The sequence below is a fragment of the Sphingomonas sp. MMS12-HWE2-04 genome (genome assembly GCF_044881185.1).
GTDB lineage: Bacteria > Pseudomonadota > Alphaproteobacteria > Sphingomonadales > Sphingomonadaceae > Sphingomonas.
In genome coordinates, this window is record NZ_CP173254.1 from 2355330 (window position 1) to 2366755 (window position 11426).

Here is an 11426-nt window from a genome sequence, read left to right on the forward strand (position 1 = left end):
CCGGCGGCACCGCGCACCTTCCGGAAAAAACCGCCGCCGTGGGTGGCGCCACGGCGGCGACAGGAGGGAACTCAGAACTTGATGCGGACCCCGCCCTGGAAGCGGCGATCGACGCGGCTCCAGGCCGAGTTGCGATAGACCGGGGCAGCTCCTGGGGTCGCCGGAGAGTCACCGAAGATCTGCTGCTGATAGATGCTGGTGGTGTTGAGCAGGTTGGTCGCATCGAACGACAGCTCGAACGCCGGGGTGATCGAGAGCCGCAGCGATCCGTCGAGGAAGCCCGAAGCCTTTTGGTACACCGGCAGGCCGATGCAGCAATCGAGATTCTGGGTCAGGTAGCGCGAGCGCCAATTATAGGCGAGCCGGAAGCCCATCGGGCCCTTTTCGTAGAGCGCCACGGCGTTGAACGTATGGTCCGAGATGCCGGCGAGGCGATGCGAGTCGATCACCGATCCGGTGCCGCCCAGCGCCTGCTGGCCCGCGCCGAACGCGCCGACATCGCCGCTCGACGAGGCGTTGATCAGGTTCGAGTTGTTGATCCCCGACTGGTGGACATAGGTGTAGTTGAGCTGGGCACCCAGTCCGCTCAGCGCGCCCGGCAGGAAGTCGAAGAACGACTGGAACGCCACCTCAGCACCCATCAGCTTGCCGCCATCGTCGACGTTCGACGGGCCGATGATCCGCACCGTCTGGCTAGAGCCGCCATTGGTTAGCGTACGGTTGAATTCGCCGAAGCTGATCGAATTGTTGAGCTTCTTGTAGAAGCCGGTCAGCGTGAACGACGAACTGCGGCCCATATAGCGTTCGAACGACAAGTCGAACTGGTCGGCAATGATCGGCTTGAGCGAGGCGTTGCCCGAATTGGCCTGGAACACGAAATTATAGCCAGTGACGTTGGCCGCGGTGTGCGCCGCGGTCGGCGAATTGTAGACGATATAGGGCGAGTCCGGCCCGGTGTTGATCACCGGCGCGTTGATCGCGACGGTGTTGCGCAACAGGCCGAACTCGGGCCGCGACATTGCCCGCGAATAAGCGAAGCGGATGAAGTTGCGGTCGTCGAGCCCCAGCCGCACGTTGAAGCTCGGCAGCCACTGGGTGTTCGAGCCCTTATAGGTGTCCGGCTGGACCCCGCCATTGGCGAAGGCGAGCAGCGCCGGCGTGATATAGCAGGACGGATTGACGATCGCCGTGCCCGAAAGCGGCGTGCCGCAGGGCTGGAGGCCGTTGAACGCCGTGGCGTTCGGATAGGCGACGCTGCCTTCGCTGGTCTCGCGCGTGTTGACGTAGCGGACCCCGATATTGCCGGTGACGTTGACGCCGCCGATCGTCTTGTCGTCGCCGCCGAAGCGCAGCATCGCATAGGCCGACTTGGTCTGCTCGCGCACCTTGAGGATCTCGCCCTGGGTGAAGCAGTCGTCGACGGTCGCCTCGGGGCGGTCGCAGATCGCGGTATAGCCGCTGCCGATCGGCGAATTGGTCGCCGCGCCGCCCAGCGAATTGATCAGCTTGCCGAAATCGTTGAGCGTCGCGCGGTTGAGGAAGACGAGCGGGCCGTTCTCATAGACCTGGCCGTCATAGAAGCCATTCATCGAATAGCTTTCCCAGATCCCCGCGCCATAACCCTTGAAGGGCGCACGGCCGGCATTGCCGCCGCAATTGCCGGTGCCGGTCGGATAGGCGCCGCCGGTGGTGTTATCGATGTTGAAGCCCGGGCCGTTGCAGTTCCAGCTGGCCGCGATCGGCGTCCAGTTGAAGGTCGAATAGCGCACCGTCTGGTTGCGATCGGCATAGCGCGCGCCAACCTTGAGCGCGCCCAGCCAGCTGTCGCCGCCGAATTCATATTCGAGGTCGCCGCGCATCGCGAGCTCGTCGGCGTCGTTGTCCTCGACATGGCCCTGGATGAACGGCAGCCAGTAATTGTGCGGATTGGTGAGCCCGCCGCTGGCATAGTTGACGTTCGAGCCGGGCAGCAGCTTGATCTGCGGCGTGCCGTCGTCGTTCACGCTATACTGGAAGTTCGCCATCGATCCGGTGGCGACGAGGATGTCGTTATTATAGGTCGAAGCGTCGATCCACTGCGCGTCGAGATTGAGGTGGACGCGGTCGCTGACATCCCATTTGAAGTTGCCGGAGATATCGCGCGTACCCTCCTTGTGCGCGAAGTTGCGCGCCTCGTTCTGGAGGTACAGCCCGTCGCGCAGCGTCGTGCACACCGAGGGGGCCGCGCAATTATTGACGAAGGGCAGACCGGGAACCGCCGAGCCGGCGTTGATCGCTGCCTGATTGCTCTCCCAGGTGCCGCTGAAGCTGCCATGCCCTTGGGTCAGCACGCCCGACTGGAGCATCCCGTCGCTGCCGAACACCAGCGATCCGGTGCCGTCCGCCGGGCCGAGCGTGGTACCGGTGCGCGGATTGAAGGCGGGGGTGCCGAAATAATTGCCGTCGAGGATCGCGTGGCTCGCGCGCTCGTACCAGGCATTGCGATAGTGCGAGTCGAGATACTGCACCGTCGCACGGACGTTGCCGGCATTGTTCTCATATTGCGCGGCGAGCGCGAGGCCGTGGCGCTTGCGGTCGTAGTCGACCTCCGAATAGCGAATGCCATCAGGCGCATAGGCAAAGCCGGTGCCGCCGAACGGATTGGCGGTGCAGCCGATGCTGCCGTCGGACCCGACCGCGCCCGCCGCCGGCGTGCCGAAGCCCGCCGAGCAATAAGTGTCGATCTTGTCCATGATGACGCTTTCGGTGCGCGTCACGACATGGCTCCACGCATAGGAGCCGAGCAGGCCGAAACGGCCGATCGGGGTCTGCCACTCGCCGCTGATCAGCCCGGAGAATTCAGGCGTGAACCGTTCCGACCGGTCGCCATAGTTCATCTTGAGGTTGCCGGTGAGCAGCAGCCCCTTCTGATCGAAGGGCAGCCGAGTGCGCAGATTGACCGTTCCGGCGATGCCGCCCTCGATCATCTCCGCGGTCTGGTTCTTGTAGGCGTCGACCCCGGCGAGCAGCTCGGGCGAGACATCGTTGAACTGGAGGCCGCGCGCCGAATCGGCCGAGAAGCTGTCGCGCCCGTTGAACTCGGTGCGAACCTGGGTGAGACCGCGGATCAGCACGCTGGTCGGCTCGCCCGAGGGGTGGGTGCTGTCATCGGCGGACTGGAGGCGGCTGACGGTGATGCCCGGCACGCGCGCCAGCGCCTCGGCAGCCGACTTGTCGGGGAAGGCACCGATATCGGTGGCGGTGATCGAAGTCGACGAACGTGTCGGCATTGCGCTTGATGTTCTGCGACGTGTCGAGCGCGGCGCGGACGCCGACCACGACGATCGCATCGCCATCTTCTGCGCCATCGTCCGCCGCCGCGTCGCTGGCGGTAGAGCTTTGCTGCGCCTGCGGAGCGCCATCCGGCGTGGTCTGCGCCTGCGCCGCGCCGGCTAGGCCCGCGGCGAGCAACGCGCAAAGCGACGCGCTGCCACGGAGCGCACGCAACAAACGGCCCGAATCGAGATCCTTCATCCCATCCTCCCCTTTTAGCCCCGCTTTTGCGGGTACGTGGTTCGACGCGCGGCATTGCCTTGCGCTGTCGAGGCATGACTTTGCGTATTTTTGCATTGCCTGCAAGAGGGATTTTTCAGGCCCAATCGAGCCAATGCTCACCTATATCAAGGAAGGATGCAGCAGAACCAGCAGTTCTTGGGTGCGCCAAGTTGTAGCTGCCGGAGCGCGATTTATGCAATGTTGCATTAATTGCCGGTGTACGAGCCGGGCGGAATAGCGAGCGCCAGCAGTCCGGCAACAGTCAGCGCCGCAGCAGCAACGAGCAGCGATCCGGCCGCCTCGCCGCCGAACAGCACGCGCACGACAAATCCCATCGATGCCGCGGCGACCAACTGGGGCAGCACGATGAAAATGTTGTGGATGCCCATATAGACGCCCATTTTCTGCGGCGGCACGCCGTCCGACAGCATCGCATAGGGCAGCGACAGGATCGCCGCCCAGGCAATGCCGATGCCGAGCGCGGGCAGCCACAGCATTCCCGCTTGGTGCAGGGTCGCGAAGCCGAGCATCCCCAGTGCGCCGCAGCCGAGGCACAGCGCGTGGACGAGGCGGCGGCCGATCCGCCGCCCGGCCCAAGGGAGAAGCAGCGCCGCGCCTGCCGCGACGGCATTATATTCGGCAAACAGCACGCCCACCCAGTCGGCGCTCGCGGCATAGGCCGGCGAGCCCGCGTCGCGCGTGCCGAAATCGAGCGCGGCGATCACCGGCACCGCATAGACCCACAGCGCGAACATCCCGAACCAGGTGAAGAACTGCACCACCGCCAGCCGCCGCAGCACGATCGGCATGTGCAAGATATCCTCGACGATCACGATCATCCCGATCGACGCCCTGCCCCGCCGGCGCAGCGCCACCGCGCCGAGCTGGAGCAGCCCGAACACCGCGGCGATGCCGGCGACGAGATAGAGTTCGCGCGCGGCGCCCACCGCGACGGTGAGCCCCGCCAGCGCACTGCCGCCGGCAACCCAGCCGATCCCGCTGGCGATCAGCGCGGTGGTGCCGCTCGGGCTCGGACCGCCGGGATTGGCGAGTTCGGGTGCGTCGGCCAGCAATTGCTCGGGCGGGCGCTCGGTCGTGGTCGCGACCGACCAGCCGACGGTGACCAGCAGCACCGCGGCGCCGACGGCATAGGCGGTGTTGACCGGGTTGATCGCGCCGAACCAGTTGCTGAGGATCCAGGGCAGGGTCGAGGCGAACACCGCGCCCGCGCCGATGAAGAACACCTGGAGCGCGAAGGCCGAGGTCCGCCGCGGCTCGGGCAGCGTGTCGGCGACGAGCGCGCGGAACGGCTCCATCGCAATGTTGATCGCTGCGGTGAGCACCCAAAGCATCAGCGAGGCGGACCACAAGGTGTCGACCGCGGGCATCGCGACCAGCGCCAGCGCAGTCAGCAGCGCGCCGGCGACGATATAGGGCCGGCGCCGGCCCAGCCTGCCCCAGGTCCGGTCGCTGAGATGGCCGATGATCGGCTGGACGAGCAGCCCGGTGATCGGCGCGGCGATCCACAGCAGGGCAAGTTCGTCGACATCGGCGCCGAGCGCCTGGAAGATGCGGCTGGTATTGGCGTTCTGCAGCCCCCAGACGATCTGGACGCCGAACAGCCCGAGGCACATGTTGAGCAGGTGGGCAGAAGCGCCGCGGGACGGCGCGACGCCCCGGCTAGGCATGCCGGCACGGGGCGACTGCCCTTTGTTCGCTTGCAAAGGCCCCCTCCCGGTGCGCTAGAAGGGCCGCATTCGGCCTCGCCGGCAAATTGGGTCCTATGGGCAGCAATAGCAACAACAATACCACCCTGCAGGACCTGGCGACGCTGGCTGGCGTTTCGGTGTCGACGGTGTCGCGCGCGCTCAACGACCATGCCCTGATCAGCCTGCGCACCAAGCAGCGCATCTGGGCGCTGGCGCGCGATCATGGCTATCCGTTCAAGCCGAGCATGCCCACCGGACCGATCGGCGCAGTGGGATCGATCGCGATCGTCACCCCGGTGATGCGCGGCCGGCCGCTGCCGCTATCCCACCCCTTCTTCCTCGAGCTGCTCGCCAATATCGGCGAGGCCGCGCGCGCGCGCGATTGCGACTTCACCGTCAGCCACACCTCGCCGACCAGCTTCGACGATCTCGTCGTCGCCACCACCGCGAGCCGCGCCGACGGCGTGATCTTCCTTGGCCAGAGCATGCTCCACGACGCATTCAACCGGCTCGCCGAGACCAATGCACGCTTCGTGGTGTGGGGCGCAGAAATGCCGGGGCAGCGTTATTGCTCGATCGGATCGGACAATCGATTGGGCGGGCGGCGCGCCACGCTCCATCTCGCGCGGCTAGGCCGCAAGAACATCCTGTTCCTGGGCGGCAGCGACCCGGAGGCGCTGCAACGGCGCAGCGGCTATCTCGACGCCCTCAAGGAAAGCGGGCTCGAGGCGCTGCCCGAGCAAATCGCCACGGTCGAATTCGAGCTCGAATCAGCATTCGGCGCGGTCAGCGGTCTGCTGCGCCGGGGCGTGCCGTTCGACGGCATCGTCGCCGCGAGCGACCTGATCGCGCTCGGCGCGATGCAGGCACTGCGCCGCGGCGGCCTGTCCGTCCCGCGCGACGTGTCGGTCGTGGGCTATGACGACATGCTGCTCAGCCGGCTGAGCACGCCGACGCTCACCACGGTGCGCCAGGATACGTTCGAGGCCGGGCGGCTGCTCGTCTCGCGAATCATGGACAAGGACGAGCATCAGGAAAGCAAGCGCCTGCCGACCGAGCTGATCGTGCGGGAATCCTGCGGAGGCTGACAGCCTCGTGCACACCGCGATGATTGCGATACACCGGGGCGCCGTGCAGTTTCAGACTGCCCTAATCGAGACAGGCCTGGGCATGCGGCGCCTTCTGTCGTTAGGTGTTCATTGATAGACATGATGGCACTGGCGAAACTACCCATCGAGACGATGGCGGCAACAAGGAAAGCTGTGCGGATCATGCATGCACCCTGCCGGCACATCTGCTCATCGCGCTTCGTGCTGTTGTCGCGGAGCAAATGGCTTATTTATAAGTCATGCCCGCTGTGACTGCATATCGCCCCTCCCCCGTCGACGCGCTTACGCCCGCACAACTGGCGTGCGTCCGGCTGATTCGAACCAAGGGATCGACCAAGCGGATCGCAGCCGAACTGGGCATCTCCCCCAACACCGTCAGCCAGCATCTGAAAGAGGCGCGGCTGCGGCTGGGCAACGTCTCGCGCTTCGACGCCGCCGAAATCGTCGCGGCGCATGACGCCGAGGTGCATCCCCAACAATTGACTAGTGGCCCGCAGACGCTTGTTTGCGACGCGGAATGGGCGATGTTGGTGCCGCCTTCACCGAGTGTGGAGGCGCCGACGCCAGCTCGAGTGAACGAAGAGATTCTTTCCTTTCGACCCGGGAGGATCCATCAGATCTCGGGCTGGCGCGGCTAACTGGCTACTGGTTGAAGCGTATCATCGACGAGCTCACCGGCCCGGACCGCTTGCGCGGCGCAGTCATGCTGGCGTTGGTCATCACCGTGATCACGCTCTTGCTGATCGCCCTCGCGAACGTCGTGCAGGTTTCGCTCTCGACCTACGTCAACCACGCCTGATCGCTAACCAGATCAATCGCGGAGTGGCGCTCTCTCCGCGACGGGGAGACGTCATGTCCAAGGAACTGATCCAGCTCGCTACGAACCTGTCGCACAGCTTCATGCCCGCCGAGCAGTCGCAAAGCGAAGCATCGCTCGCCGCGGCGGAAAGCCTGGTTTGCGCGTTGAAGCTGCGCGCGAACCCTGCCTTCCAGGGCGGCATCGGCGAGCAGGCGCTCGAGGCGCTTTCGCGCGGTGTCGAGCTCGCCGTGCAGGCCGATGTCGCGCTGCGCGAAGCCCATCGCCGCTTCGCCCGCATGCTGCCCAAGAGCGGCCTCGCGGAAACCGGCTGGGGCTGCACGAGCCCGGAATGCCCGCCCCTGCCGACCAAGACCGAGCTTTCGCCGCTAAGAGCCGTCGCCTGACGGCTTGACTGGGGAGCGCCGCGATGTTTGACGATGCGCGTGGCGCTCTCTCTCTTTCTGTGCTTCGCGGCCCTGATCGTCTTCGCTTGTGGCCTCGCCTGGTGGCGGGGTGGCGCGCCGGAGCGCGCCGCTGCGGGCATGTTCTTGATCGCCTGGCTGGCATCGATCGCTACCGATGGGCCGACGGCAACGCGCTATCGGGGCGTCCAGATCAACTATCTGCTGATCGACTTCGCCCTGTTGCTCGGGCTGCTGATGCTCGCACGCTTCGCGAACCGGCGCTGGCCGGTGCTCGCCGCGTCGCTGCAGATGCTGATCGTGCTGGCGCACGTCGCGCGCGCGCTCAGCCCGCACCAGGTGGCGCTGGTCTATATGATCATGACCACAGTCTGGCCCTACGTTCAGCTGTTTCTGCTGCTCGGCGGCATCGTGCTGCACTGGCGCCGGACCGCGATCCTGGGGGCCGTGCCCTCCTGGTCAAGTTCCTCGGCGACCTTCCCGGCAGCGACGCCGCCCGGATCGCTTCGCGGCTGATCGATTCGCTGGGATCGCTCGCCGCGGTGCTCAGCGCCGACAAGACGACGCTCACGGCGCTTTCCGGCGATCCCGCCGCCGCCGCGCGGATCGGCACGATGTCAGCCTGCCTGCGTCACGCGCTGCGCCACCGTGTCCAGGCCCGCCCGGTGCTCGCGACGACGCGCGACGTGATCGACTATCTGACGCTGACGCTGTCGCACCGGCCGCTGGAAGAAGTGCATGCGCTGTACCTTAACGCCAAGCTCCAGCTGCTCCGCGACGAGACCGTCGGCCTGGGCGATATCGCCGAGGCACCGGTGATGGTCCGCCCGATCCTCAAGCGCGCGCTGGAGCTCGGCGCCTCCGCCGTCATCCTGGCGCATAACCATCCTTCGGGCGAGGCGACGCCGAGCATGGCCGACGTTGCCGCCACCCGGGCGCTCGACAGCGCTGCCGACATGCTGGGCGTTCAGCTGATCGATCACATCGTGCTGGCGAGCGGCGACTGGGTCAGCATGCGCGCCCAGGGCCTGGTATAGGCTAGGCGCTCGGCCGGCTGAGCACGAACGCCGCACACGCCCCCATCACCAGCGCCACGGCGATGTCCACCGTCAGGCTGGGCCGCGCGCTCACCCAGAAAATCGCATAGCCGATCGCCATTCCCGAACAGGCGAGAAGCTTGGCCCTGGGCGGGATCGCCCGGTGCTCCCGCCAGGCGCGCAGCGAAGGGCCGAAGCGCCGGTGATCGAGCAGCCACGCCTCGAGACGCGGCGACGATCGTGCAAAACACCCGGCAGCGAGTATCAGGAAAATCGTGGTCGGCATCAGCGGCAACAGCGCGCCGATGAAGCCGAGCAGCACGAAGAACCAGCCCAGCGCCAGCCACAGCGCGCGCGAGGCCCCGGTCATCCCCGGGTCGGGTTTGCGATCTGACGGCGGGCGCATCGCTGTCATCGGTAGCATCGCCACCGGGCTGCGAACATCGCCGAATTTTCGCGAAGACGGGTGCTGGTGCCGGATGCAGGAATTGAACCCGCGACCTTCGGTTTACAAAACCGCTGCTCTACCAGCTGAGCTAATCCGGCGACGCCAGGCGGGCATCTGGTTTGACACGCTGCCCGGGTCAAGAAAAATCAGAAAAGCAGCGTCACGCAATAGAACAGCGCGCCGACCGCCGCCGAGGCGGGAATGGTGATCACCCAGGCGATGACGACATTGCCCGCCACGCCCCAGCGCACTGCCGAGGCGCGCCGCGCCGCGCCCGCGCCGATCACTGCACCGGTGATGGTATGCGTGGTCGATACCGGGATGCCCAGCCACGACGCCGTGAACAGCACGATCGATCCGGCGAAGGACGAGCTGAATCCCTGATGCTGCGACAGCTTGGTGATCCGCGAGCCCATCGTCTCGATGATCTTCCACCCGCCCGACAGCGTGCCCATCGCGATCGCGACATAGCAGCACACCGCGACCCAGTGGGGCACTTCGAACTTCCCGTGCAGATAGCCGGTCGAATAGAGCAGCACGGTGATGATCCCCATCGTCTTCTGCGCGTCGTTGAGGCCGTGGCTCAGCGAATAGGCGCCCGAGGAGACGAGGTGCAGCGCGCGAAAGGTCTTCTCGGCACTGCGCGCATTCGATCGGCGGAACAGCCAGCTGGTGATCAGCATCACCAGCATCGCCAGGATCATGCCGATCGTCGGCGACAGCACGATCGCGATAAGGGTCTTGTTGAGCCCCGCCCATTTGATCCCCGTGATCCCGGCATGCGCGACGCCCGAGCCGATCATCCCGCCGACCAGCGCATGGCTCGACGATGAGGGGATGCCCTTGAGCCAGGTGACGACATTCCAGAACATCGCGCCGACCAGCGCGCCGAACACCACCGCGGGCGTGATAAGGTTCTTGTCGATCAACCCCTGCCCGATCGTATCCGCCACCTTGTGCAGTGCCGGGAAGGCGATCGTCAGGAAATAGGCAGCGCCGTTGAACATCGCGGCGAAGGCCACGGCGTGGACGGGCTTGAGCAGCCGCGTCGCCACCACGGTTGCAATCGAATTGGCCGCATCGTGCAGGCCGTTGAGGAAATCGAACGCCAGGGCGACGAGGATCAGGCCGATCAGCAGCGGCAGGGCAAGCTCGTGCATCTCCCCCGCCTCAGGCGTGATCGATTACGATGCCGTCGATCTCGTTCGCGACATCCTCGAACGCGTCGACGATGCGCTCCAGATGCTTGTAGAGTTCGCGATGGACGGCGAAGCGCAGCGAGTCATGCGGGCCGAGCTCCTTATAGGCGCGCTTGAGGCCGGCGGCGTGGATCTCGTCGGCATGGCTTTCCATCCGCACCAGCCGCTCGGTGAGCTCGTGCAGGCGCGCGCCGTTACGGGCGACGTCACGCAGCAGCGGCATCGCCTCGGCGGTCAGCCGCGCGGCGTCGACGATGATCGCCCCCATGTCGCGCATCTCCTGCTCGAAGCTGGTGACTTCGTAGAGGTCGATCGCCTGCACCGCGGCCTGCATCTCGTCGATCGCATCGTCCATCGAACCGATCAGCGACGTGATCGCGCCGCGATCGAACGGCGTCAGGAAGGTCTCGCGCACCGTGCGCAGCATCTCGCGGATGATCTCGTCCGCGTCGTGCTCGCGCTCGATCACTTCGCGGATATGGTCGCGATTGCCGTCCTGGAGCAGCCGCGCCAGCGCGTCGGCGCCGGCAACCACGGTCACTGCATGCGCCTCGAACATCCCGAAGAAATTCCCGCTCTTGGGAAGCAGCCGCTGAAACCATGCGAACATCGAACTTACCTTTGATTTTTCAGCGACGGCGGCGAGCAACCCGGTGCGCCGCGTCGCTGCCTGGAAATCGGAGGGTCGGAAAGACCGGATGAGATCGCGCAGATCGGGCTCGTCGACCGCGGCAGCCGCATCGGCAAGGCCGAACCAGCGCCGCTCGCGCTCGCCCTGTTCCTTCCACACGTCGAGCTCGCTGCTCACCGCCAGCGGAAACACATCGACATCGACCATCAGCGAGGCGCCGTTGCGGCGGCGCTTGCGATAGCGATAGGAGCCGAGCGGCGTCGGGCAGACCAGCCCGCGCACCCCGGCTTCTTCCTCGGCCTCGAGAGCGGCGGCGGCATGTGCCGCATAGCCCGATGCGGGATTGCCCTTGGGAATCACCCATCGCCCGCTCTCGCGCGAGGTGACGAGCAACACCCGCACCGGCGCACCGATCGCACTGCCTTCCGAACGATAGGGCAAGGCGGCGATCTGGCGAATGAAGCGGCTCCTGGTCGGGGGGATGAGCGCGCCCGTTACCGCTTTATGTCTGGCTTAGGCAAGGCTGATGGCGTGGCGA

Annotated in this window: 12 protein-coding genes and 1 tRNA gene; 7 read left to right on the top strand and 6 right to left on the bottom strand. The window is 65.9% G+C overall.

The genetic code is table 11. The features are described from left to right. Positions 1-71: 71 nt before the first annotated feature. On the bottom strand, positions 72-3269 hold the full coding sequence (locus tag AB2M62_RS10675; RefSeq protein ID WP_404333590.1) for a TonB-dependent receptor: 3198 nt from the start codon (positions 3267-3269) through the stop codon (positions 72-74). Here AB2M62_RS10675 and AB2M62_RS10680 point away from each other — a divergent pair. Beyond that, a complete protein-coding gene (locus AB2M62_RS10680) occupies positions 3235-3435 on the top strand; it encodes a hypothetical protein (protein ID WP_404333592.1) in 201 nt (66 codons plus the stop codon). The two genes, AB2M62_RS10675 and AB2M62_RS10680, sit on opposite strands and share 35 nt — an antisense overlap. A 305-nt stretch (positions 3436-3740) precedes the next feature. On the opposite strand, the gene AB2M62_RS10685 is transcribed toward AB2M62_RS10680, so the two are convergent. Further along, complete coding sequence (locus AB2M62_RS10685; RefSeq protein ID WP_404333593.1) at positions 3741-5222, bottom strand: MFS transporter; 1482 nt, start codon at positions 5220-5222, stop codon at positions 3741-3743. Positions 5223-5317: 95 nt separating this feature from the next. On the opposite strand from AB2M62_RS10685, the gene AB2M62_RS10690 reads away from it, so the two are divergent. The 6 genes from AB2M62_RS10690 to AB2M62_RS10715 all read left to right on the top strand — a co-directional run bounded on the left by AB2M62_RS10690 (position 5318) and on the right by AB2M62_RS10715 (position 8610). Beyond that, positions 5318-6331 carry a LacI family DNA-binding transcriptional regulator gene (locus tag AB2M62_RS10690; protein ID WP_404333594.1) on the top strand — a complete coding sequence of 338 codons (1014 nt, stop codon included), beginning with the start codon at positions 5318-5320 and terminating at the stop codon, positions 6329-6331. A gap of 269 nt (positions 6332-6600) precedes the next feature. Further along, positions 6601-6990 (top strand): helix-turn-helix transcriptional regulator, encoded by a 390-nt coding sequence (locus tag AB2M62_RS10695; protein WP_404333596.1) that lies wholly within the window; start codon positions 6601-6603, stop codon positions 6988-6990. 11 nt (positions 6991-7001) lie between these two features. Further along, positions 7002-7151 (top strand): hypothetical protein, encoded by a 150-nt coding sequence (locus AB2M62_RS10700; RefSeq protein ID WP_404333598.1) that lies wholly within the window; start codon positions 7002-7004, stop codon positions 7149-7151. A 53-nt stretch (positions 7152-7204) separates the two neighbouring features. After that, a complete protein-coding gene (locus AB2M62_RS10705) occupies positions 7205-7555 on the top strand; it encodes a hypothetical protein (RefSeq protein ID WP_404333599.1) in 351 nt (116 codons plus the stop codon). A 39-nt stretch (positions 7556-7594) separates the two neighbouring features. Next, positions 7595-8089, top strand: a complete 495-nt coding sequence (locus AB2M62_RS10710; protein WP_404333600.1) for a hypothetical protein — start codon at positions 7595-7597, stop codon at positions 8087-8089. 26 nt (positions 8090-8115) lie between these two features. Further along, positions 8116-8610, top strand: coding sequence for a RadC family protein (locus AB2M62_RS10715; protein ID WP_404333602.1), 495 nt, complete (start codon positions 8116-8118; stop codon positions 8608-8610). Position 8611: 1 nt separating this feature from the next. Here the strand turns inward: AB2M62_RS10715 and AB2M62_RS10720 are convergent, their stop codons facing one another. From AB2M62_RS10720 to AB2M62_RS10735, 4 genes are all read right to left on the bottom strand, one after another. Next, positions 8612-8980: a YbaN family protein gene (locus tag AB2M62_RS10720; RefSeq protein ID WP_404333603.1), complete on the bottom strand. Its 369-nt coding sequence runs from the start codon at positions 8978-8980 to the stop codon at positions 8612-8614. 100 nt (positions 8981-9080) lie between these two features. Next, positions 9081-9156: transfer RNA gene (locus tag AB2M62_RS10725), tRNA-Thr, on the bottom strand. A gap of 48 nt (positions 9157-9204) precedes the next feature. Continuing rightward, complete coding sequence (locus AB2M62_RS10730) at positions 9205-10218, bottom strand: anion permease (protein ID WP_404333605.1); 1014 nt, start codon at positions 10216-10218, stop codon at positions 9205-9207. Between the two features lie 10 nt (positions 10219-10228). Beyond that, complete coding sequence (locus AB2M62_RS10735) at positions 10229-11329, bottom strand: DUF47 family protein (protein WP_404333606.1); 1101 nt, start codon at positions 11327-11329, stop codon at positions 10229-10231. Positions 11330-11426 lie beyond the last annotated feature (97 nt).